16 protein-coding genes and 1 pseudogene are annotated in these 22,486 nt (G+C 64.2%); 4 read left to right on the top strand and 13 right to left on the bottom strand.

Going from position 1 to position 22,486, the window contains the following annotated elements:
* The first annotated feature begins 86 nt into the window (after positions 1 to 86).
* The 3 genes from QFZ40_RS01200 to QFZ40_RS01190 all read left to right on the top strand — a co-directional run bounded on the left by QFZ40_RS01200 (position 87) and on the right by QFZ40_RS01190 (position 2,538).
* Positions 87 to 989, top strand: coding sequence for an SRPBCC family protein (locus QFZ40_RS01200; RefSeq protein ID WP_306902388.1), 903 nt, complete (start codon positions 87 to 89; stop codon positions 987 to 989).
* A 45-nt stretch (positions 990 to 1,034) separates the two neighbouring features.
* On the top strand, positions 1,035 to 1,691 hold the full coding sequence (locus tag QFZ40_RS01195; protein ID WP_306902387.1) for an SRPBCC family protein: 657 nt from the start codon (positions 1,035 to 1,037) through the stop codon (positions 1,689 to 1,691).
* A 190-nt stretch (positions 1,692 to 1,881) separates the two neighbouring features.
* A complete protein-coding gene (locus QFZ40_RS01190) occupies positions 1,882 to 2,538 on the top strand; it encodes an NADPH-dependent F420 reductase (RefSeq protein ID WP_306902386.1) in 657 nt (218 codons plus the stop codon).
* Between the two features lie 63 nt (positions 2,539 to 2,601).
* Here the strand turns inward: QFZ40_RS01190 and QFZ40_RS01185 are convergent, their stop codons facing one another.
* From QFZ40_RS01185 to QFZ40_RS01140, 10 genes and pseudogenes are all read right to left on the bottom strand, one after another.
* Positions 2,602 to 3,543, bottom strand: coding sequence for a hypothetical protein (locus tag QFZ40_RS01185; RefSeq protein WP_306902385.1), 942 nt, complete (start codon positions 3,541 to 3,543; stop codon positions 2,602 to 2,604).
* Between the two features lie 239 nt (positions 3,544 to 3,782).
* Positions 3,783 to 4,127, bottom strand: a complete 345-nt coding sequence (locus QFZ40_RS01180; RefSeq protein WP_306902384.1) for an aldo/keto reductase — start codon at positions 4,125 to 4,127, stop codon at positions 3,783 to 3,785.
* Positions 4,128 to 4,230: 103 nt separating this feature from the next.
* Positions 4,231 to 6,615 carry a sialidase family protein gene (locus QFZ40_RS01175; RefSeq protein WP_306902383.1) on the bottom strand — a complete coding sequence of 795 codons (2,385 nt, stop codon included), beginning with the start codon at positions 6,613 to 6,615 and terminating at the stop codon, positions 4,231 to 4,233.
* Positions 6,616 to 6,741: 126 nt separating this feature from the next.
* Positions 6,742 to 7,878 (bottom strand): Gfo/Idh/MocA family protein, encoded by a 1,137-nt coding sequence (locus tag QFZ40_RS01170; protein WP_306902381.1) that lies wholly within the window; start codon positions 7,876 to 7,878, stop codon positions 6,742 to 6,744.
* Positions 7,875 to 8,624 (bottom strand): sugar phosphate isomerase/epimerase family protein, encoded by a 750-nt coding sequence (locus QFZ40_RS01165; RefSeq protein ID WP_306902380.1) that lies wholly within the window; start codon positions 8,622 to 8,624, stop codon positions 7,875 to 7,877. The genes QFZ40_RS01170 and QFZ40_RS01165 overlap by 4 nt, the downstream gene beginning before the upstream one ends.
* A gap of 41 nt (positions 8,625 to 8,665) precedes the next feature.
* A pseudogene (locus QFZ40_RS01160) lies at positions 8,666 to 8,851 on the bottom strand (carbohydrate ABC transporter permease); the annotation flags it as partial.
* A complete protein-coding gene (locus QFZ40_RS01155; RefSeq protein WP_306902379.1) occupies positions 8,848 to 10,449 on the bottom strand; it encodes an alpha-N-arabinofuranosidase in 1,602 nt (533 codons plus the stop codon). The pseudogene QFZ40_RS01160 and the gene QFZ40_RS01155, both read right to left, overlap by 4 nt.
* Before the next feature lie 666 nt (positions 10,450 to 11,115).
* Positions 11,116 to 13,137, bottom strand: coding sequence for an aldo/keto reductase (locus QFZ40_RS01150; protein ID WP_306902378.1), 2,022 nt, complete (start codon positions 13,135 to 13,137; stop codon positions 11,116 to 11,118).
* A complete protein-coding gene (yicI, locus tag QFZ40_RS01145) occupies positions 13,134 to 15,350 on the bottom strand; it encodes an alpha-xylosidase (RefSeq protein WP_306902377.1) in 2,217 nt (738 codons plus the stop codon). The genes QFZ40_RS01150 and yicI overlap by 4 nt, the downstream gene beginning before the upstream one ends.
* Before the next feature lie 9 nt (positions 15,351 to 15,359).
* Positions 15,360 to 17,438, bottom strand: coding sequence for a beta-galactosidase (locus QFZ40_RS01140; protein WP_306902375.1), 2,079 nt, complete (start codon positions 17,436 to 17,438; stop codon positions 15,360 to 15,362).
* A 134-nt stretch (positions 17,439 to 17,572) separates the two neighbouring features.
* Between QFZ40_RS01140 and QFZ40_RS01135 the strand changes: the two genes are divergently transcribed.
* Positions 17,573 to 18,574 carry a LacI family DNA-binding transcriptional regulator gene (locus tag QFZ40_RS01135; protein ID WP_306902374.1) on the top strand — a complete coding sequence of 334 codons (1,002 nt, stop codon included), beginning with the start codon at positions 17,573 to 17,575 and terminating at the stop codon, positions 18,572 to 18,574.
* Positions 18,575 to 18,600: 26 nt separating this feature from the next.
* Here the strand turns inward: QFZ40_RS01135 and QFZ40_RS01130 are convergent, their stop codons facing one another.
* Genes QFZ40_RS01130 through QFZ40_RS01120 form a run of 3 tightly spaced genes read right to left on the bottom strand, consistent with a single transcriptional unit; the run spans position 18,601 to position 22,248 of the window.
* Positions 18,601 to 19,539 (bottom strand): carbohydrate ABC transporter permease, encoded by a 939-nt coding sequence (locus QFZ40_RS01130; protein ID WP_306902372.1) that lies wholly within the window; start codon positions 19,537 to 19,539, stop codon positions 18,601 to 18,603.
* Positions 19,536 to 20,558, bottom strand: coding sequence for an ABC transporter permease (locus QFZ40_RS01125; protein ID WP_373427375.1), 1,023 nt, complete (start codon positions 20,556 to 20,558; stop codon positions 19,536 to 19,538). Before QFZ40_RS01125 ends, QFZ40_RS01130 begins: the two co-directional genes overlap by 4 nt.
* Positions 20,559 to 20,568: 10 nt before the next feature.
* Positions 20,569 to 22,248: an extracellular solute-binding protein gene (locus QFZ40_RS01120; RefSeq protein WP_306902371.1), complete on the bottom strand. Its 1,680-nt coding sequence runs from the start codon at positions 22,246 to 22,248 to the stop codon at positions 20,569 to 20,571.
* Between the last annotated feature and the right edge of the window lie 238 nt (positions 22,249 to 22,486).

The following is a 22,486-nucleotide window of genomic DNA, read 5'->3' as shown; positions in this document are numbered from 1 at the left end:
GTTCCCGGACTCCCGACGGCGGTATGGTAAGCATACTGATGAATTAAGGTTTCTCATCAGATCCGGTTCAAGTCGAAGGAGACGTTGTGAGCACTAAGGTGGAGAAACGCATTCTGGTGAACGTTCCGGTCAGCACGGCATACAACCAGTGGACCCAGTTCGAGGAATTCCCGCATTTCATGGGCGGCGTCAAAAGCGTGAAGCAACTCAGCGATGACCGTCTGGAGTGGGTGGCCGAAATTGCGGGTGTGCGCAGGAAGTGGACAGCCCAGGTCCTGGAGCAGGTTCCCGACCGCAAGGTTGCCTGGGCGGCCACGGAAGGCGCAACCAACGCCGGTTCCGTGGAGTTCGAGGATGTGGGTGGCGGCCAGACCTCTTTGAGGCTGGTCCTCGAATACGACCCCGAGGGCTGGGTTGAAAAGGTGGGAGACAAGCTGCACATCGTTGAGCGGCAGGCCGAGGCAGACCTGAAAAAGTTCAAGGAGTTCATCGAACATGAGGGCTATGCCACCGGTGCCTGGCGGGGCTCGGTCAACGAGGGCAGTTCCGTGGGCACGCCCGGCGTTGAGGACGCTGCAGCATCACGGGGCGATTCAGGCAAGGCTGGCGTCTCGGGCACAATGGCTGCGGCAGCGGGAGCGGCCGCGGCAGCAGGCGCGGCGGCAGCCATGAGCGCAGGCACGAACAAGGACGCCGAAGAGGGCCGTGACGTGACCGGCATGGACACGTCCGTTCCCATGGAATCCGTTTCTACCGACCCGGACATGTCAACCGGGCCGGCTGTGACCGGCGCCAGCGACAACCCGATGGCCGAACGTGGGGATGACCGGATCGGGCACCCCTTCGACCAGACCAACGGCCTGGTGGATCTCGAGGGCGAGTCCGATGAAACGCTCGAGGGCGAAACCCGCAGTGCGGCCGAACGCCGTGAAGACGATGGCCGGCCTGACGGCCTTCCTCCACTGGGTGGCAACCTGGGTCAGCACTGACGGCACAGCCTTCAGCAGACTCAGCTACAAGTCGAAGGAGATGTTGTGGGCACACAAGTGGAAAAGCGGATTGTGGTTGACGTTCCGGTGAGCACCGCCTACAACCAGTGGACCCGGTTCGAGGACTTTCCGCACTTCATGGGTGGTGTGGAGAGCGTGACGCAACTGGGCAATAACCGGCTGAAGTGGGTGGCGCACATCGCGGGGGTCCGCCGGCAGTGGGAAGCCAAGATCCTTGAGCAGACTCCGGACCGCAGGGTCGCCTGGGCGTCCATCGAGGGCGCCACGAATGCCGGGGAAGTCGAATTCGAGGACGCCGGCGGTGGCAAGAGCTTGCTGAAGCTGACCTTGGAATACCAGCCGGAGGGCGTGGTGGAGAAGGTCGGCTCCATGCTCCACGTTGTCGCCCACCAGGCCGAGGCCGACCTGAAGAAGTTCAAGAAATTCATTGAGCACGAGGCGCATGCATCCGGTTCCTGGCGGGAATCGCCTCCCGCGCAGGCGGAGGGCACAGCGGGGGCAGGAGCCACGGGCGGTTACACGGGCCGTTTCGCGCACCCGTTCGACCAGACCAACGGCTTGGTGGACTTCGAGGGCGAGTCCGACGAAACGGCGGAGGGTGAGATCCAGAGCGCCGCCGAACGCAGGCGGGAAAGGCGTGGCTACCTGCCCCCGATCGACGGCAATATGGGCCAGCACTGACCGGTGAGCCTGGGCCGTGGCCCTCGGACCGGCATAACGGGGCCCATCCGGCACAGGCGGCCCCGCCCCGCACAAGCGGCCCTGACCTGCAACGTTCTTGCGGGGCAGGGCCGCCCCAGCGTGCATCCTGCCTGATTTATTCCCGCAGAGCCGTTGAAATATCCGCGCGCGGCCTGCTGTTGGCCCGAACATGACAACAACAACAACAACAACAATCGGAATCATCGGTGCAGGACACATTGGAAGCCAGGTCGCCCGGAAGGCCGTGGAGCTCGGCTATGACGTGGTCATCAGCAACTCACGCGGGCCGGAAACCTTGGCGGAACTCGTAGCGGAACTGGGTCCCCGGGCCCGTGCGGCGACGCCCGCGGAAGCAGCGGCCGCTGCGGACTTCGCGGTGGTCACCGTTCCGCTCAAGAATTACAAGGACATTCCGGTTGAGCCGCTGGCCGGCAAGATCGTCATCGACACCAACAACTACTACTGGGAGCGGGACGGACACATCCCGGCCCTGGACAACGGCGAAGCCACCACGTCCGGGCTCCTGCAGGAACACCTTCCGGAGTCCAAAGTGGCCAAAGGCTTCAACCACATCATGGCTGCGGAGATCACCACAGACGGCACGCCGGCCGGTACGCCGGACCGCCGTGCCCTGGCCACCGCCAGCGACTACCCGGAGGCAGCTGAACTGGTGACCCGGCTGTATGACGAGTTTGGCTTTGACACCGTCAACATCGGCCTGCTGACCGACAGCTGGCGCGTTGAGCGGGACCGCCCTGCCTACGTCATCCGCCAAAATGAGGCAGAGCTCAAGGAAAACCTGGCGAGGGCGACGCGGACCATTTAGTTGTAACGTCCGTGTTGTAATGTCCGTGGCCGGAGCGGTTGCAACCGCCCCGGCCACGGAACATCAGTCGTCACCCCGGGCGGATACCAGGACCACCTCAAACCGGGTGGCTGTCGGCTGGTTGAACTTTGCGTTCACCACGGCGAGGGTGTTGCCAAACAGGGCAGCCGTCGTCGGGATCCGGAATTTGCCACTGGTGATCACGTCTTCCACTTCACCGGACGTGAGGTCGCCGGACAGGTCCACGCGGCTGATCCGGTTGGAGAAGTTCTGCACAGCCCATAGCTGGCTCCCGCGGACGACGATTCCGTCGACGTTGGGTACCCTGACGCCCCGGATACGGGCACTCTCACCGGTTTGCGGGTCGACCGTGTAGAGCGCCGCGTCCCGTGAGTGCGCCACGATCAGCACCTTCCCGCCTTTGGCGGCGGCAATGCCATTAAAGCCGAACTCGCCTGGCTTTACGGGGCCGCCAGCGGGCTCGCTGACCACGAGCTTCTTCACCGCACCCAGGGTGCCCGAGGGACTTACGGGGACGAAGAACAGTTCAGGCGCTGCGGAGTTGGTGAACCAGGCGCCGTCCCGGCCAAGGGTTACGTCGTTGATGAAGCCCGCACCCAGTGTCAGGTCCGCCACGGGCTGACCCGTCCTGGTGTTATAGACGTAGGCATGGCCTGTGGTCCCGCCGGCAACAAACAGCAAATCGTTGCGGACATCCACCTTCATGCCGACGGCAGCCCGGCGCGCCGAATCAAAATCGGACACGTCAATGAACAGTTTCGCGGTGCCCTCGCTGATATCCCCCCGGTAGATGTCGCCGAGTGCGAGGTCTCCTGCGTAGAAGGTGTCCCCTTTTCCTGCAGCAATTCCTTCCGCCGAGGTGGCGCCTTGGAGCACGATGACGCTGTCGGGTGGAGGCGCGGCGGCCGCCGGCAGAGTGGGGACGAGCAATGCCATGAGCGCGATGAACGTGATGGCGGTACGGCGTTGTACTGTTCGGCGCATGATGCTTCCTTGCTTGGACTGGGCCGCGCGGGGCAACAGGCGTCAGCAACAGGCGGGAGGCACCGCACGATTGTCCTGCCAGTTTAAGCACCCCTGAACGGGCTGAAAAGTGCCTGCCGAAAAGGCCGCTGAAAGCGCAAACAGCGGCGCCCGGGTGGCCAGAACAGCCAGCCCGGGCACCGTGTTCAGAGGACGGTTAGGAGCGCGACCGCGACCGGTCGGTCGCTTCAACAGTCACCTCAAACGCCGTTCCAGCCATTGCGTAAATCCAGCCACGAGGTCTGTTCCTCGTTCAGTTCGATGCCGAGACCCGTCATCGTGGAGCGATATTCCGCGATTGACCGTGGCCCAACCAATGCAAAGGTTGGGAATTGCTGGGCCAGCACGTAGGCCAGCGCCACAGCCGTAGCCGGCACGCCGAATTCTGTTGCCAACTGTTCAGCGCGGCGCTTGCGTTCAAAGTTCGCATCGCCGTAGAAACAACGCACGAGATCTGAGTCAGTGAGGTCGGCAGGGTTCGCGCGGGCGAAAAACCCGCGGGCCTGTGAAGACCAGCGTAGGAGCGCCAACAACCAGCCGCTCACCCGGTCGCGGAGGCTCTCGCGGTGCGTTCCGGTGATCGGGATTCCTTTCGCGGTGTCACCTCGGCGATGGCCGCCCCGCGTCGCGCGGGGCGGCTTCCTCCCGTCAGGCGATGTCGCCGTAGATGATGCCGCGGCCGGAGAGGTAGACGCGGCCGTAGATCTCGGGGTCGCCGGTGATGACGGCCCCGGCGAGGCCCCATTGGTGGGCGTCGTCGTTGATGCGCTGCCAGGTGGTGCCGCCGTCGATCGAGCGGAAGAAGCCGTCCTGGCCGCCGACGGTGGCCGCCGTGTAGATCGCCGGGTAGCCATTCCGCTTGGCGGCCTTGCCGAAGCCGACGCCGATCGCCAGGTCGACGGCGCTGATGCGGGTCCAGGTGGTGCCGCCGTCCTTGGAGTGCCACAGGCCCTTTGCGACCCCGGCCTTGTCGCTGCGGCCGCAGAGCCAGACGTGGCCCTTCTTGCCGGGCGCGACGCGGAAGTCGTCGACGCCTTCGGCGGGCAGGCCGGTCGCGCCTGTGTCGGTGAACGTCGCGCCCCCGTCGGTGCTCCGGTAGAATATGCCGCCGGAGAACGCGTACAGGACCGACGCCTTGACGCGGTCGGACCGGATCTTCGCTCCCGCCGGGAGCCCCTTGACCGGGGTCCACGTCTCGCCCAGGTCGGTGCTGTACACCGGGGTGACCTCGGTTTCGCTCGGCGACCAGAGGATCGTGGACCCGTCGGCGGTGACCGCGACGGTGCCGCCGTGGCCGTCGCCGGGGACGCCTTCGACGCGCGCGGCGTTGCGCCAGGACTTGCCACGGTCGGTGGAGACGCCCACGTGGCCCTTCTCGTTGCCGAGCACCCTGCCGGAGCCGACGACGACGTCCGGGTCGGACTGGGCGAAGTCGACGCTGGTGCCGGTGGACCAGTCGGTGTCGATCATCGGTTCGGCCCGGTCGAGGTCGGTGTGGACGAAGCCGGCGACATCGCCGACGGCCGAGACGAGGGTCCCGCCGAGCGCTGCGAGGTCGAGGATCGCGGTCTCCTCCACGCCTTCGACGCGGACGCCCACGGTGAATTTCTCCACCGGCAGGGCGATCCGCCGGCCGGCCTCGTCCTCGCCGATCAGCTCACCCTGCGAGTCCCACCGCGTCAGCTCCTCAGTGCCCCAGATGGTCGCGCCGGTGCCCCACATGATGCGGTCGGAGTTGTGCGGGTCGATCGCGAGCGCGTCGATCATCCACCCTTGCTTGACCGCGTATGCCGCGCCCTGGTCCTCTCGGTTCCACGTCAGCCATGGGCTGCCCGATTCATCCATGTTGAACCGGTCGTGACGGTCCTGGCCTTCGGCGTAGTCCCAGCTGAGCTGCCAGGTCTGGCCGGAGTCGGTGGAGCGGTAGATGATTTCGTCGGGCCACCAGTTGTTGCGCGTGGCCGTCATGAGCGTGCCGGGCTTCTGTCGGTCGACGGTGATGCCGCCGAAGCCGGGGATCGGGCCGCGCGGGTTGTAGGTCGGGGTGACGTCGGTCCATTCGCCGGTCTGGGTGGCGAGTCGCATGATCTTGCCGCCGTTGCCCGAAGCGGCCGGACCGTTGCCGGGGCCCGGGTCGTGGCTGGTGGCGACGTACAGGTATCCGTTGGTGTCGTCCACTGCGGACTGGTTGGGGATGGTGCGGTTCCCGTCGACCGCTCCGAGCGCTTCGGCGGCGCCGGGGACGGCCTGCCAGGTCGCCCCGCCGTCTTCGGAGACGTAGAGCGGGTCGGCCGGGTCGGCCACGCCCACATAGATCTTCCCGCCGATCTGGTCGAAGTCGATCCAGATCACGCCCTGGTTGTCGCCCCAGATGATGTTGCCGGGGTCGATGACGAAGTTCCCGGGGTTGGGGAAGTTCGCCACCGCGGCCCAGGTGCGGCCGTAGTCCTTGGAGCGCCACAGGCCGTTCCCGCTGGGCGTGCCCAGGTACAGCTCGGCGTTGTTGGCGGGGTTGACGGCCAGCCGCTCGCCCATGCCGCGGCCGGGCATGTTGCCGCCCTGCTTGAACGGGAGTTCGGCGATGCCCCAGGTCTTGCCCCTGTCGTCGGAATAGAGGATCGCGCCGTTGTTGGGGTCCCAGTCGTTCGTGTAGGCGCCGACGGCGGCGTAGACGCGGTTGGTCTCGACCGGGTCGGAGGCCATCGAAACCACGTACAGGTAGCCCCACTTCGCGCGCGGCACCCAGTCGAGCAGCGGTGTCCAGGTGCGCGTGTCCTCCTGCCACCGGTAAGCGCCGCCGACGTCGGTTCGGGCGTAGATCAGGTTCGCCTCGGTCTCGTTGAACACGATGCCGGACACGAAGCCGCCGCCGTTGATGACGGCGTTCTTCCAGGTGTAGCCGTTGATCTGCTTCGAATCGGAGTTCTCTCCGGCCCAGGCGGAGGAGGTCCCGGCCGCTATCACGGCGGTCGCCCCGGCTGCGGCGAGGAAACCTCGACGTGACAGCCCGGCGCCGTTGGGGAGTGCGTTCATGGTGCGTTCCTTCCTAGATGTGATCGAACGTGTGGTGCGTGTGTTGGTACCTGCGCTGGTTCCCTCCGGGCCGAAGCCGTCTTGAGGGTTGGCGTGGGTAGGGGCGGAGCGTGTCATGAGTGATTCCTAGAGGGTGGCGGCCGTCGGGTCCCAGTCCTCGGGGAGGGCCTGGGAGGTCACGGCGGAGCTGTCGACGCCGACAAAGTTGCCGGTTTCGGCGGACTCGGAAATGGACACCAAGGTATCGACCACGTGGTAGGCAAGGGCTCCCTGGGCACGGTGCGGAACACCGGCGCGAAGGGAACGGGCCATATCCAGCACGCCCATCCCGCGACCGTTGGCCGGGCCCGTGGCGGGAATGATTTCCGGTTCCTCGGCTCCCGCGCGCCAGAACTTGAGGTCGCCGTCGAAGACGTTCGGATCCGGCAGCTCAAGGGTGCCCTCGGTGCCCGTGATCTCCACGAAGCCCACCCGCAGGCGGGGGGACTCGAAGCTGAAGACGCTGTGAGACGACTGGCCGCCCTCGAACTGGAGCATGGCGCTGACGTGCGTGGGGATCTCGACGGGGAATTCCTCGCCTGCCTTGGGTCCGGAGCCGACCACGCGGACTTCTTTGGCTTTGGACCCGACTGCGGCGACGCGCCGCACCGAGCCGAAGGTCTGGACCAGGGCGGTGATGTAGTACGGGCCCATGTCGAACAGCGGGCCTGCGCCGTGGGCGAAGAGGGAGGCCGGGTTCGGGTGCCAGGACTCCGGGCCCGGGGTCTGGAACATGGTCAGGGCGGTCAGCGGTGTGCCGATGTGGCCGCGTTCGATGATCCGGCGGGCCGTCTGCAGGCTGGCGCCCAGGAACGTGTCCGGTGCGCAGCCAAGGCGGAAGCCCGCGGCGTCAGCCGTTTTCAGCAGCCCTAGCCCGGATTCGCGGTCCAGCGCGCACGGCTTCTCGGTCCAGACATGCTTGCCGGCGTTCACGGCCGCCGTGGCCACTTCGACGTGCGCGGCCGGGTTGGTCAGGTTCACGATGATCTCGACGTCGGGGTGGTTCAGTGCAGCGTCCACGCCGCCCCACTCGGGGATGCCGTATTCCTTGGCGCGTGCCTCCGCTGCGTCCTCGAAGAGGTCGGCGATCACCAGGACTTTCAGGTCCGGGAACACCGTCAGGTTGTCCAGGTAGGCCTTGCTGATATTGCCGGCGCCGATGACGGCGACGCCCACGGGGCCGCGGCGGGTGGAGGGGGTGGACTGGTGCGTTGCGGCGCTCATGCTTTCACGTCCTGGGCTGCGTTGTTCTGAAGGAAGGCCAGGCTCTCGGCGATGCCTTCGAAGATGTCTCCGGCGTAGTCGTCGAATTCAACGACGCCCACTTCGAGGGACGTGGCTGCGGCAACGACGTCGAGCACCGGGATGGTGCCCTGGCCGGCCGGCTGCTGGGCTTTGGTGTCCGTGGTGCCGGGGCCGTCCTTGATGTGGATGAACTTCACGCGGTCACCGAGGCGGGCGAGCAGTTCCACGGGGTTCTGGCCACCGACCGATGCCCAGTAGGTATCGACTTCCAGGACCAGCTCGGGGTCAAGCAGGCCTGCGAAGTGTTCCAGGGCGGTCTGTCCCTCGATGCTGGACTCGAGCTCCCAGGCGTGGTTGTGGTAACCGACGCGGATGCCGTATTCGGCGCCTTTTTTCGCGGCGGCGTTCAGCTTGGCCGCAGTGGCTTGGATGTCCTCGGCGGACTGCCAGTGCTCGGCTGGCAGGTACGGATCGATGACCGTGGAGATGCCCAGTTCCTTGGCGGCGGCGAAGATCTCATCCTGGTCCTGGCTTAAGAGCGGGGCGTGGCCGGACGGGGCAGTGAGGCCGTTGTCCTTCAACGCGGCGCCGAGCTCCTCGGCGGTTGCCACGAAATTGCAGGGTTCAACCTGCGTGTAACCGATCTCTGCGACCTTCTTGATGGTGCCTGGCAGGTCTTCCTGCATGGCATTGCGCAGGGTGTAAAGCTGGATGGAGTAAGACATGGTTTTCCTTTGCGTTGTCAGTTGGCTGAGAAGTGGGTTGGCTAGCGGCCGGCGAGGGATCCGCCTATGCCGCCGACGCTGAAGTACTTGTTCAGGGTGGCGAAGACGATGACCGGCGGGAGCATCATGATCACGGCGAGGGCCATGACGGAGGTCCAGTCGGTCTGGTTTTGCTGGAAGAAGGACTGCACCCCCACAGACAGGGTGAAGATCTCGTTGCTGCTCAGCAGTTGAGGCAGGGTTTGCTGCCCGTGGTCGGAGCCGTGATCACTGTGGCGGCAGCCGCGGTGACCTCGGGAGCCTGCCCGGCCAGCTTGCCGCGAACGGTCGCGAAGGAGTGCGCCGGCAGGCGGAGCACCAGTTGGTCGTCACGCTCTTTCACGGCGAGGGGACGGGGCGCGACGGCGTAGGGGTGAACGGGATCGTTGAACGCGGCGACGCTGTCGCCGCCGAGCACCAATGCCTCCACCTGCTCCAACCGGCCACCGCGCAGGTCCAGGACCACCTCGCTCTCTCCCTCTAACTCGAGATTGGCCACGGAGATGAGCACCTTACCGTCCTTGGTGCTGGCGGATGCTGTGAACGTGGGGAGCCGGTCCCCGTCCAGGTCGTGCGCGCTGTCTGAAACGAGGTGCGTGTGCAGCACCGCGGCGTCCTGGTGCCCTGCGTTCATTGCGAAGACGTGGAAGGTGGGGGTCTTGACCAGGGCGCCGCTCTCCGGATCGGTGAGCAGCATGGCCTGCAGGACGTTGACGGTTTGGGCGATGTTCGCCATGACCAGGCGGTCCGCATGTCGGTGCAAGGAGTCGAAGTGGATGGCCGCCACCAGGGCGTCGCGGACGGTGTTCTGCTGGTACAGGAAGCCGGGGTTGGTGCCGGGCTCCACGTCCCACCAGGTGCCCCACTCGTCCAGGACCAATCCCACCGCCTTGTGCGGGTCGTAGACGTCCATCATCGTGGAGTGGGCGCTCAGCAGTGTCTCGATATGCTGAGCTGCCTTGACAGTCTTCCAGTACTCCTGCTCGCTGAATTCCGTTGCGGAGCCCTTCGCATCCCATTGGCCGGACATTGTGTAGTAGTGCACGGAGATGCCCTGATATGGGAAGCCCTTGCGGTCCACGCCGCCCTTGTCAGGCAAGGCCTCCATGAGGGCTTTGGTCCAGGCTACGTCCTCGTCGCCGGCGCCGGCAGCGATCCGGTATACATCGTTGCCGTTATGGTTCCGCACATAGGTGCTGTATTGGCGGGCCAGATCGGCATAGGCATCGGCACGCATATGACCGCCGCACCCCCAGGGCTCGTTGCCGATACCGAAATAGGGGACCTTCCATGGCTCATCCCGGCCGTTCTGCCGGCGGAGTGCAGCCATGGGGGAATCGTCCGCACGGGTGAGGTACTCCATCCATTCGCTCATCTCGCGGACGGTCCCGGAACCTACATTGCCGTTGACGTAGGCGTCCGCGCCGAGCATCTCGCAGAGGTCCATGAACTCATGAGTACCGAAGGAGTTGTCCTCCACAACATCGCCCCAATGGGAATTGACCATACGCGGACGCTGCTCACGAGGGCCGACGCCGTCGCGCCAGTGGTACTCATCGGCGAAGCAGCCGCCCGGCCAGCGCAGATTGGGAATGCGCAGCTCGCGCAGAGCTTCCACAACGTCATTGCGGATGCCCCTGGTGTTGGGGATCCCGCTCTCCTCCCCCACCCAGAAACCGCCATAGATGCACCGGCCCAGATGTTCAGCGAAATGACCGTAGACGTGGCGGCTGATGGTGGGACCTGCGATGTCCAGATTGACGATGAGGCGGGGCGAAGATGCCATGTTCAAGATTCTCCAAAGTCTATGAGTAGATTCAACTAGTTGAATCCCGGACGATGAGCCGGAAGGGGGCCACGAGCTCGAGCCCGGGGCGGGGGAACGGTCTTTGATCCATTCGATGAGAGGAGTGAGCGCCGTGCCGACCATCCAGTCTTGGTCCGGGGCGATGGTGGAAAGGGAGGGAACGGAGAATTCCTTCTGCTGGATGTCGTCGACACGGCGACCACCCCGTCGATTCGATGCCGTTGCGGACCATCTCCTTGATCCCTGGCAGCATGCTGCATCCCCATGGACACTTGCAGGGCAGGGTCCTCGCTGAGTCCTGCGTCCTCCAATCCCTGGCGGCAACCCCCGAGACGGTCCAGCACCGCCTTGTGGAGCTCGGTTTCCGGTGAAGGAGTGCTTGCCCAGGCGATGCGTCGGCAGCCCTGTTCCACCAAAGGCGCGGTGGCGGCACGGGTTCCTTCTGCTTTTGGCATGACCACATGATCCACGGCCTCCCTGTAGAGCTTTTCGCCGTGGAGGACCAGAGGGATGGACTGGTTGAGCCGATTCGCTTCCTCTGGCCCCAGCACCAGGGCCGAGCGTCAGGACCGCACCCTGGCGGACCTACCCGGCGGCCTCCGTCATCCAGAACGCCTTGCTGTGCCCGCGCGGTCCGGACAGCTGCTAAAAGCTGTTCTGGCCGTTGCGTAGATCCAGCCACGAGGTCTGTTCCTCGTTCAGTTCGATGCCGAGACCCGTCATCGTGGAGCGATACTCCGCGATTGACCGTGGCCCAACCAAGGCGAAGGTTGGGAACTGCTGGGCCAGCACGTAGGCCAGCGCCACAGCCGTGGCCGGCACGCCGAATTCTTTTGCCAACTGTTCAGCGCGGCGCTTCCGCTCAAAGTTCGCATCGCCGTAGAAACAACGCACGAGATCTGAGTCCGTGAGATCGGCGGGGTTCGCGCGGGCGAAAAACCCTCGGGCCTGTGAAGACCAAGGCAGGAGCGCTACGTCGCGTTCCGCGAGCCAGCGTTTGGACTCCGGGTCGGTGGCAGCCCGGCATCCGGCCCAGGGGACATCGTAGGCCTCCGCCAAGCCGAAGTAGTTGCTCAGTACCGTGAGGGGCCGCTTGCCATTCGCAGCCGCCCAGGCATTCGCTTCATCAAACCGCTCCACGGTCCAGTTCGACCCGCCAAACGCCCTAATGCGCCCCGCGCCGGCGTGCTCGTCCAATACATCAACAAACTCACCAACGGGGATGTCCGGATTGTCACGGTGCATGAGGTAAACGTCGGCATACTCGAGTCCCTGCCGCTCCAGGGATTCCAGCAGTTGCCGGGACAGGGAATCAGGATCACAGTGCGGCGTGTGGGCTCCTTTCACAATGACGACCGCTTCCTCGCGAACCCCCCGGTTGGCGAGCCACTTTCCGAAGCGCTTCTCGTTTTCACCGTCGTTGCCGTACATCCATGCCGTGTCGAAGGTGTTACCCCCGGACGACCAGAACACGTCAAAGAGTGACGAAGCGTGCGCCAGGTTCGGCTGGTTGTCACAGCCCATAACAAGTCTGGAGACCGGTTTGTCCAGCCTTGGAATCCGTGAATAGCGCATAGGTGTATCCGGCATTACAGCCAACGGCAGGCCAGATACGGGAGGAATGTTGGCCTCCTCGGCTTCGAACGGAAACCGCACGCCCACCTGGTCCCGCCAGCGCTCCAGCACAGCGGAGGTTCCCAACGTGTCGTCAAGGGACATCTCAGGGGGCTCTTGGCCGGTTGCGACTGCTTTTGCCAGGGCGTCGGCCTCCAGAGCGTAGGCCCGGTTAGCCGGGTTGTCCGAAGCGAACGTGAACTTCTGCGGCTGCTCCCCCACGCGCCGGAGCACCAACTCCTGCCGGCCGTGAATTGTCCAGGGATCCGAGAGGAACAGGGTGCCCTCCGAACCGAAGATTGTCACCTCTTCGGGGTTCTCGAGGCGAATGCCGGCACGCAGTGTTGCCGTGAGGTTGGCGGGAAAGGTCACGTGTGCAACGGCCCACTCATCCACGCCTGTGCTGCCGACATAGCCGGCCGCCTGCAAGTCGACGGGTTCAACGAAGGGCTGCCCGGACGCTGCGCCTGCCACGGCACGGGCCATCGTCACGGGATAGCCACCGACGTCGAGAATGCCTCCCCCGGCAAGGTTCGCGTCGAACAACCGGCCCTTCTTCTCAGGTACGTCAAAGCAGAAGCTGGCATCGATGTGCTGGACCTGTCCGATGGCTCCGTCTCGGATGAGCTCGAGGAGCTTCACCGTCTGCGGGTGGAACCGGTACATGTAGGCCTCGATGAGGATGACGCCTGCCGTGCGCGCGGCGTCCACAATAGCCATGACGCTTCCATGGTTCGGTGCGAGCGGTTTCTCGCACAGCACATGCTTGCCTGCGCGCAACGCTGCCAGAACGAGCTGCGCGTGGCTGGTGTTCACGGTTGACACGTAGACAGCGTCAACATCCGGGCTCGACAGCACCTCCTCATAGGTGCCGGTGATCGCATGCGGGACACCGGCTTCCGCCGCGAAGTCCTTCGCGCGGGTCCGGTCAGAACTGCCGACCGCTACGAGCTCCCCCGTCTGGCTGGACGGAAGTTGCTTGGCGAACTGCCTGGCAATGGATCCCGGGCCGAGGATGCCCCACCTGATGGTCTCCGGAACAAACTCCTTCACGACAAACTCCTTTGCGCTTCAAATTTCATGGATGGGTTGACGACGGCGACCGCCCGGCCGTCTTCCACCGTCACCTCAAAGCGGGTAAAACCGCCGTCGGGCGTGGGAACGACAACCATCCCCCGCTGCCCCTCGGGAGCCGCGAAAGCCCGGAATTCCATGTCCGTCGCCCAGTCGTACTCAGGCCTGTCCGTCACGGTTCCCAGCGCCAGGACTGCGCCCTCGCGGACGTAGACAGCTGCCTCAAGCACTGTGAACTCCTTGCGGTGCCATTGCCGCCCCGCAAGCTGCTCACCGCTTTCCAGGTGGGTCCACGTTCCCGCAGGCAGGTAGAAATCCACCGACCCGCCCGCGCCAGTCACCGGCGCCACCAGCAGGTCCGGTCCGAGCATGTACTGCCGGTCAAGGTAGGCACAGGCAGGGTCGTCGGGGAACTCCAGGAACATCGGCCGCATCAGCGGCGCTCCGGTCTGGTGCGCGTCCTCGGCCGAAGCGAGCAGGTACGGCATGAGCCGCATCTTCAGCTCGGTGAAATGGCGGAGAACGTCGCTGGATTCGTCGTCCACCAGCCAGGGCACCCGGTACGAGTTGGAACCATGCAGCCGGGAGTGCGAAGACAGCAGCCCGAACGCGATCCAGCGCTTGAACAACTCCGGATCAGGAGTCCCCTCAAACCCGCCGATGTCATGGCTCCAGAAGGCGAACCCCGAGGCCGCCAGGGACAGGCCGCCGCGGAGGGATTCGGACATGGCGGAGAAGGTGGACTCGCAGTCCCCGCCCCAGTGGACGGGCAACTGCTGCCCGCCTGCCGTTGCCGAGCGGGCGAACAGCACGGCCTGGCCTTCGCCCAGTTCCTTGGTGAGCAGGTCAAAAACCGTCTTGTTGTAGAGCTGGGCGTAGTAGTTGTGCATCCGCTGCGGATCGGATCCGTCATGCCAGGCCACGTCAGTGGGAATCCGCTCGCCGAAATCGGTCTTGAAGGAATCCACGCCCTGGTTCAGCAGGGTGCGCAGCTTGTCCTGGTACCAGGTGACGGCGTCGGGGTTGGTGAAGTCCACCAGGCCCATGCCGGCCTGCCACATGTCCCATTGCCAGACCGAGCCGTCCGCCCTTTTCACGAGATAGCCCATCTCCGCGCCTTCACGGAACAGATGCGAGCGCTGGGCGATGTAGGGGTTGATCCACACGCACACCTTGAGCCCCCGTTCATGGAGCCTGCGGAGCATGCCTTCGGGGTCAGGGAACGTGGCAGGGTCCCAGATGAAGTCGCTCCAGTGGAAGGCACGCATCCAATGGCAGTCGAAGTGGAACACGGACAGCGGAAGCTTCCGCTCGGCCATCCCGTCGATGAAGGACATCACAGTCTTCTCGTCGTAGTCCGTGGTGAAGGACGTGGACAGCCACAGCCCGTACGACCATGCAGGAACGCGGGCGGGCCGACCTGTCAGTTCGGTGTACCGCCGCAGGATGTCCTTCGGGGTGGGCCCGTGGATCACAAAGTATTGGAGCTTCTGGCCCTCAACACTGAACTGCGTCCGGGACACCACCTCGGAGCCGATCTCAAACGACACCCGCTCCGGGTGGTTCACGAACACGCCGTAGCCGGCGTTGGTGATGAAGAAAGGCACATTCTTATAGGCGAGCTCGCTGGACGTGCCGCCGTCCTCGTTCCAGATGTCGATCGACTGGCCGTTCTTGACCAGGGGCCCGAACCGTTCGCCGAGGCCGTAGACGTTGGTGCCCACGCCGAGTGTCAGCTGTTCGTGGATGAAGTGCTTCCCGTCCTGGTCCGTGATCACGCCGATGCTGCGGGGCACCGAGCTGGTCAGCAGCCTGCCGTCACCCAGGAAGTCAACGTTCCAGTCTCCCGCCGTGTTGATGCGTGCGGTGAGGCCGCCGGAGGTGAAAGTGGCCGTGCCGCCGTCGTCGTTCCCGATGCTGACGTCCGCGGTGCCTTCTTTCAGCCCGAAGTGCGGTCCCTTGTCCACTCCGCCCTGGAAGTGTTCAATGGTCACGCCAATGACATCCGGCAGAGGCGATTGGAAGGTGATGGTCAGCTGGGGACAGTTCAGGGCGTCGCCACGGCCCTCGATCCTCTTGGTGGGTGCGTAGATTGCCAGTTTGTCCTCTGAGGCTTCCACATCCGACACATCCCGCGGATGCAGTGCGGACAGGCCTTTACGGTAGAGCCAGTAGCCGTCCGTGAATTTCATGATGTTCCTCTATTTCCCTGGTTCTTTGAGTACGAGAGCCCCGAAAGGCGGCAAAGTCAGATGCTGGCTGTGCTCCGCGCCGGTGAGCAGGTCCACGGACGCCCAGCCAAGATGGACCGCTTGCGGCAGGTTCGAATGGTTGAGCAGGAACAGGTGGCCGCCGCGGCTGGCTGCTTCCACCGGTTCGGGCAGCTGTTCGGCCACAGGCGAGGCGATGCCGGCGGCCTCGAGTACCAGAACTAAGACCCGGTCCAGGGCGTCTGCCGGGAGGTCCGCGCCAACGTACCAGGCGCTTCCCTCGCCTTTGCGGTTACGTACGACGGCGGGCTTGCCTTCCAGCCGCCCCTCGCCAAAGCGCGCCACTGCTTCCGCTGTTTCCTCCCGGAGCGCCAGGTCTTCTGCCCAGATACTGGCGTGCCAGGACGGGCCTGACTGTTCTGCGGGTACCTCGCTGCCAAACTCGAATCTCAGCGGCGAAGCCAGCGGCAGCCACTCCTCGCCGTCCACGCCAAGAAGGTCCGCCAGGACACCCGGGAAGCGCCCGGGAACCAAATGTCCGTTCCCGTCCGCCACTGCACTAAACGGGCCCACCACCAGGTGTCCGCCGCGCTGCACAAACGTCACAAGGGCTTCCGCGTTGGACTGCCCCAGCATGAAAAGGCTCGGCGCCAGGACCAGCTCGTACCTGCCCAGGTCCGCGGAAGGATGGACCACTTCAACGGCGAGTCCCCTCCGCCGGAGCGGCTCGTAGAAAGCCTGAATCTGCTTCACGACTTCCAGCCGGCCGGTGGGGGTGTCGGGTGCTTCGGCGGCCCACCAGCTGTCCCAGTCAAAAAGGACCGCGATCTTCGCTTTGCACGGAGTGCCTGCCAGCTGGCGCAGGGACTGCAGGTCATTGCCAAGTTCCGTCACTTCGCGGAACACGCGCGTGTGTTCTCCCGCCAGGGGGACTACGGCTGAGTGGAAGCGTTCGGCGCCGAAGCTGGACTGGCGGAACTGGAAGTAGCAGACGCCATCCGCTCCCCGCGCGATGGCCGACAGGGCATCCACGCGCAGTTCGCCCGGTTGCTTGGCCACGTTGTGTTCGCGCCAGTTCACGGCCGAGGTTGCGGATTCGATGAGCAGCCACGGTTCGCCGCGGGAGAGCCCCCGGCACAGATCGTGGGTCAGCGAGCCCAGCCGGTGGGACTTCGGATCGGCCGGATCGGTGTACCAGTCGTTGGCCACGACATCCGTTTCCTTGGCGAAGGAGAAGTAGTCAGCGCCGCGGAAGAACCCCATCAGGTTGGTAGTGATCGGGCTGGTGGCGTCGTAGCGGCGGATGATGTCCCGTTCCGCGCGGTAGAGGGACAGCAGCTGGTCGGAAGTGAAGCGCTGGAAGTCCAGGGTCTGGCTCGGGTTGATCAGGTAAGGCGCCCGTCGCGGCGGCATGATCTCGTCCCAGCTGCCATACCGCTGGCCCCAGAAGGCGGTGCCCCAGGAGCGGTTCAGTTCCTCCATCGATCCGTGCCTCCGCATCAGCCAGACGCGGAATGCGAGCGCGGTTTCGTCGTCGTAGCTGATTTGGCCCAGCTCGTTGCCCACGTGCCACATGGCAACTGCCGGGTGGTCCGCATACCTCTCGGCCAACGATTCCGTAATGGCTGCCGCGGCCCGGCGGTATCTGGCCGATGACGGGCTGAACTGGTTGCGCGAGCCGTACCAGAGGGTGCGGCCGTCCGCGTCCACCGGAAGCGTCTCGGGGTAATGGTGGCCCAGCCATGGCGGCGGTGATGCCGTGGGGGTGGCCAGGCAGACCCGGATGCCACCGTCGTGCAACAGGTCCAGGACATGGTCCAGCCAGCCGAAGTTGCGGGCTCCTTCCCGGGGTTCAAGCGTTGCCCAGCTGAACACCCCGACCGTGGCAAGGTTGATGCCGGCCTGCTGCATCAGCCGGATATCCTCCGGCCAGCTTTCCGCCGGCCACTGCTCGGGGTTGTAGTCGGCGCCGTGGATGAGTCCCAGTGTCTCGGTCAGGGAGTCCAGGCCGCGCTGAGGCGTGGAGGTGGAAGGAAGGTCAAAGTTGATCATGGTATCGAATCGCTTCAATTATGGCTGGGCAGTTTTGGCTGCTTTAGACCGGAATCATGGGGCGGGACAGTCGATTGCAATCGAAATAGCGCGACGTTTGGTGCAATTTTTGTGGCTATGATGGTGTCCACGCGCAATGGAAGGGAGTGGCCATGGCCACCATGAATGACGTGGCCAAGGCTGCAGGGGTTTCCACCAGCACCGTGTCCTACGTGCTGAGCGGCAAGCGGACCATCTCCGAGGAAACGCGGGAACAGGTCCTCGCGGCCATCAGGAAGCTTGACTACAGCCCCCACTCCGGCGCGAGGTCCCTTGCGTCCAGCAGGTCCAACGTGCTCGGTCTGATGGTTCCCCTGCGGGCGGACGTCAACGTCAGCGTGATCATGCAGTTCGTAGCAGGCGTTGTAACCACTGCCCGGGATTACAACCAGGACGTGCTCCTCCTGACCCAGGACGACGCCGACGGCATCCACCGGGTGACTTCCCAGTCCATCGTGGACGGACTGCTCATGATGGATATCGAAGCCCGTGATCCCCGGATCCCCCAGCTCGCGAAGCTCCGGAAGCCTGCTGTCCTGATCGGCTTCCCGGACGATCCGCTGGGCCTGAGCTGCGTGGATTTCGATTTTGCAGCCGCCTCCCGCACTGCCGTGCGGCACCTGACAGAACTCGGCCATAGGAGCATTGGCTTCATCGGCTCCCCGCAGGCCTCCCTGGAGCGGCACGCCACCTATGCCGACCGTGCACGGAAGGGCTTTGAGGATGCCTGCCATGCTGCCGGCATCACGGCTGCCCTCAGGGCCTGCGAACCCACGTCCGCCGCCCTCGCCGTCGCCCTGAATGCCATCCTCTCGGCTCCGGAACCCGCTACAGCTTTGGTGGTCCACAACGAAGGACTGCTCCCGCTGCTGCGGGAAGCCCTCGCCGTGCACAGTCTGCAGATCCCGAAGGACATCTCGGTTGTTGCCATCGCTCCCGAGGATGCGGCGATGGCTGCCGCCCACCCGTGGACGGCCGTTTCGATACCTGCCCACGACATTGGACGTGCCGCCGTCGAGATGGTCATGGACCGGCTCAACTCGGACAAGCCCGTGGAGATCCGGCTCATTACGCCTTCCCTGGTGCAGCGCGAAACCTCTGCTGCCCGCAGCTAGGAAGGCCTGCGTGGCGCCGTTGCGGGTCACCCCTTCACCGCACCGATCATGACTCCCTTGGTGAAGTGCTTCTGCACCAGGGGGTAGACCATGAGGATGGGCACCACGGCCACAACGATCACGGCCATCTGCAGGGCCAGGGACGGTGCCGCCCCCTGGCCCACGGCAATCTGGCCCGGGATCATCACGCCCTGCAGGACATAGGAGCGCAGCACCACCTGGAGCGGGTTCATGGCGCTGTCGTTGATATACAGCACCGCATTGAAGAACGCGTTCCAGTAGCCCACCCCGTAGAAGAGGGCAATAACAGCTGTCACTGCCTTGGACATAGGGAGCACGATTTGGAACAGGATCCGCCATTCGCTGGCTCCATCGATCCGTGCGCTGTCCAGGATCCCGCGGTCTATCCCCATAAAAAAGCCCCGCAGGATGATGATGTTGAACACCGATATGGCACCGGGCAGGATCAAGGCCCAGTATGTGTTGATCAGGCCGAGGCCGGAGACCAGGAGAAAGGCCGGAATCATGCCGGCGCTGAAGAACATAGTCAGCAGGAGGGTGAACAGGATCGGCGTGTGGGCAAAGGAGCCGGGGCGTGACAGGCCGTACGCGCACAGCACCGAGACCACCATGCTAAGCAGGGTTCCCACAGCGGTGACTCCCACGCTGACCAGCACCGCCCGTGTGACTACGCCCCCGCTGATGATCTGGCGGTAGGCGTCCAGGGTGATCTCCCCAGGCACAATCACCATTCCGCCGGCCGAGGTAATGGTGGCCTGGGAGGAGAGGCTGGTGAGGACGATTGAGTACAACGGCCCCAGCACGGCGATCACCACCATGGTGAGTACGGCCGCCTTGCCGATCTTCGCCGCCGAGCCCGGTTCCTCCTCCCACGCTGGCCTTGACGACTTGTTGCGGCGCACCGCCGCTGAAACTGTTGCTGCCGGTTTGGTGATTGTGCTCATGACTTTGAGTACACCCCGCTCTCTCCAAATAGGTGGGCCAGTTTGTTGGCACCCAGAATGAGTGCCAGCGATACCACGCCCTTGATCAGGCCGGCCGCCGCGGCATAGCCCCAGTCGCCATTACGAACGCCCGTGTAGTAGACAAAGGTGTCCAGGACCTCTGACGCTTGCGCCCCGACGGCGTCGCGTTGCAGGATCAGCTGTTCGAAGCCCACGGACAAGGCGTCACCCAGGCGAAGGATCAGCAGCAGGATGACGACGCCGCGCAGCGCCGGAAGCGTCACGTGCCACATCCGGTGCCAGCGGTTCGCTCCGTCGACGGCCGCTGCCTCGTACTGCTCCTGGTCGATGGCGCTGAGCGCGGCCAGGAACACGATGATTCCCCAGCCTGCATCCTTCCAGATTGCCTGTGAGGTAATCAGGAACAGGAAAGTGTCCGGGTTGGTCATAATATCCATGGCCTGCCAGCCATGGGCCCGCAGGCTCTGGCTTAGGAGGCCGGCCCCGCCGAGCACCTGCTGGAACACCGAAACCACCAGCACCCAGGAAAAAAAGTGCGGCAGGTAGACGATGGCCTGGATGGTGGAACGCAGTGCCGGGGACAGCAAGGAGTTGAGCAGCAGCGCCAGCACAATGGGGACGGGAAAGAAGAAGACCAGCTGGAAGGCCGTAATCACCAGGGTGTTGCTCACGGCGAGCCAGAAGCCCTGGTCCCCCAGGACGCGGGTAAAGTTGTCGAGCCCAACGAAGGGGCTGTCCGGAATGCCCACGAAGGGTGAATAGTCCTGGAACGCCACAACGTTGCCGAGCATCGGAACATAAGCGAAGACCAAAAGCAGGGCGATGGCTGGCAAGGTCATCAGCACCAGGGATTTGTCCCGCCGCAGCCTGATGCGCAGGCTTGCTTTCTTGCGGGTCATGGACAGGTCCGCTTGGCGTGCGCCGTCCGGGCGGCCCGGGCTATGGCCGGCTCGTGCTTGAACCCGTGAGGCGGCCAGGGTGGATTCGGAAGTGGTCATTGTTGGCGTCCTAGGCGTTCAGGAATCCTGCGTAGAACTCACGCAGTTCGTCTCCGCCGTTCTTCTTCCACGTGGCGACGACCCCGTCAAGCTCCGAAAGGCTCTTGCGCCCGCGGAGAATGTCCTTGGAAAGGTCGTCGAGCGGTTTCCCCAGAGAGCCGAACTTGCTGGGCTCCTGGATCTGCAGGCCGTAGAAGAGGGGGTCAACCACGTAGGGGGCCTGCCGGATTTCCCAGTCCGTTTTGGCCTTCACGTAGCCGGGGTACTGGACGAAGTTGTTCACCACGGTGGAGTTCACCAGGAAGGCGTACGTGCTGGTGACTTCCGCAGTGCCCTTGGCCGTGGCCTGCGGAACGTTCTGCGCGTCGAGGGTGTAGTGGATGCCTTCAACGCCGTTGTTGATCAGCATGTTCTCCTCCGTACCGAAGGGAGCGGCCACAAAGTTGGCCAGGGCCAGCATTTCCTCAACCTTCGAAGCATCATCCGTCTTCTTGATGAAACTGAAGATGGCGGCGGGTAAGCCGCGGAACAACGTGGGCTTGCCGCCGTCGGGGGCAAAGAAGTCCATGGGCTGCTGCTGGAACTTCGGGTTGCTGGGCAGGACCCGGGCCAGGGCTTCATGCCAGCCACCAACCCCGTCATTGGTCATCAGCGACGCGCCGGATTCGAAGCGCTGTTTTGCCTTCTGTGAGTTGCCGGCCACAGCGTCCGGGTGAACTGCGCCGGATGCGAAGAGCTTTGCGCCCCATTCGAGCGCCGCCCTGTACTCGTCAGACTCGACCTTGTTCTGGAGCTTGCCGTCCACCAGTTTCCACTTGTCCACCACACCGTGCATGATCTGTGCACCGGTCCACACATCTTCAGAACCCCAGCGGTTCTTGGCCGGGTCAGTGATTTCCTTGGCCAGTGCGATGTATTCATCGGCGGACTTTGGCTGTTCCAGGCCCATTTCATCGAACAGGTCCTTGCGGTAAAAGAAGGCGTTCCCGACCTGCTCGTTCGGGTACGGCAGCCCATACAGCCCGCCCTCGAAACAGCTGTACTTCCAGGCAGCGGTGGGGAGATTTGCGAGGTTGGGGTACTTCTTGATCTTGTCACCGGCAAGGTACTCGGAAAGGTCTGTGAAGAGGCCCTTGACTGCCTGGCCGAACCGCGGCGGGAGGTTCCAGGACGGGATGACCACCCAGTCCGGCACATCCTTGGGTGAGGCCAGTACAGTCTGGATCTTGTCTGCGTAGGTGTTTCCGTCACTGACCTGGAAATTGAGCTTTGAGCCCAGCCGTTCGTTCACGGCCTGGAAGTAGCTGTTATCCGCCTGCGGGATTGCCCACCATGCCGGGGTCATGGCTGTATAGCTTCCGCCTTTACCCGGAACACCCTGCACTGACTTGACCAAGGATGAGGGGAATTTGGTGAAGCCCGGCGCAGTACCGTTCACACTCGGAATGTCCGGCTTGACGATGTCAAGCGGGATGTAGCTGGGCACGAGCTTGGACGTGGCGTCGGACATCCCTGCGGAACTGGTGGCCTGCGGGGCCGCGCCGCCGCTGCTGCATGACGTGAGCGCGGGGAGGGCGGCAAAGGCCACGGCACCACCGACGAGGCCCAGGAACGACCGGCGGCCTACCCCTGCACGGCCGAGCTCCTTCAGGGAGGCGCTGCGTTCAGGTGCGGTGTATTTTCCAAGCATGATTTGCACTCCTTTGTGTGGACTTCTGTTGGTCTGACGAAGGCTTAATTGCCAGGCCGGCTGCTTCTCTGCGCAGCTCTGCGACCTGGCAACCTGGCCCGGGATTCGTCGAAGTTGACCGAGGAAACAGTCGAAGCGTTTCGATTGGCCCAAGCCTAGATGATGGCAAATCAGACCGCAAGGCCTTCTTATGTTGCAGGTCACACCTCAAAATGCCACAATGTTTGCCAGTCATTCG

It is taken from the genome of Arthrobacter pascens (assembly GCF_030816475.1).
Taxonomy (GTDB): domain Bacteria; phylum Actinomycetota; class Actinomycetes; order Actinomycetales; family Micrococcaceae; genus Arthrobacter; species Arthrobacter pascens_B.
This window is presented reverse-complemented; position numbering and strand designations above follow the sequence as displayed.

What these genes read in the sequence shown, in the direction of transcription:
- QFZ40_RS01190 (WP_306902386.1), top strand. Translation starts at nt 1,882, where the DNA reads ATGACAACAACAACAACAACAACAATCGGAATCATCGGTGCAGGACAC.
- QFZ40_RS01185 (WP_306902385.1), bottom strand. Translation starts at nt 3,543, where the DNA reads ATGCGCCGAACAGTACAACGCCGTACCGCCATCACGTTCATCGCGCTC.
- QFZ40_RS01175 (WP_306902383.1), bottom strand. Translation starts at nt 6,615, where the DNA reads ATGAACGCACTCCCCAACGGCGCCGGGCTGTCACGTCGAGGTTTCCTC.
- QFZ40_RS01170 (WP_306902381.1), bottom strand. Translation starts at nt 7,878, where the DNA reads ATGAGCGCCGCAACGCACCAGTCCACCCCCTCCACCCGCCGCGGCCCC.
- QFZ40_RS01165 (WP_306902380.1), bottom strand. Translation starts at nt 8,624, where the DNA reads ATGTCTTACTCCATCCAGCTTTACACCCTGCGCAATGCCATGCAGGAA.
- QFZ40_RS01155 (WP_306902379.1), bottom strand. Translation starts at nt 10,449, where the DNA reads ATGGCATCTTCGCCCCGCCTCATCGTCAATCTGGACATCGCAGGTCCC.
- yicI (WP_306902377.1), bottom strand. Translation starts at nt 15,350, where the DNA reads ATGAAATTCACGGACGGCTACTGGCTCTACCGTAAAGGCCTGTCCGCA.
- QFZ40_RS01135 (WP_306902374.1), top strand. Translation starts at nt 17,573, where the DNA reads ATGGCCACCATGAATGACGTGGCCAAGGCTGCAGGGGTTTCCACCAGC.
- QFZ40_RS01130 (WP_306902372.1), bottom strand. Translation starts at nt 19,539, where the DNA reads ATGAGCACAATCACCAAACCGGCAGCAACAGTTTCAGCGGCGGTGCGC.
- QFZ40_RS01125 (WP_373427375.1), bottom strand. Translation starts at nt 20,558, where the DNA reads ATGACCACTTCCGAATCCACCCTGGCCGCCTCACGGGTTCAAGCACGA.
- QFZ40_RS01120 (WP_306902371.1), bottom strand. Translation starts at nt 22,248, where the DNA reads ATGCTTGGAAAATACACCGCACCTGAACGCAGCGCCTCCCTGAAGGAG.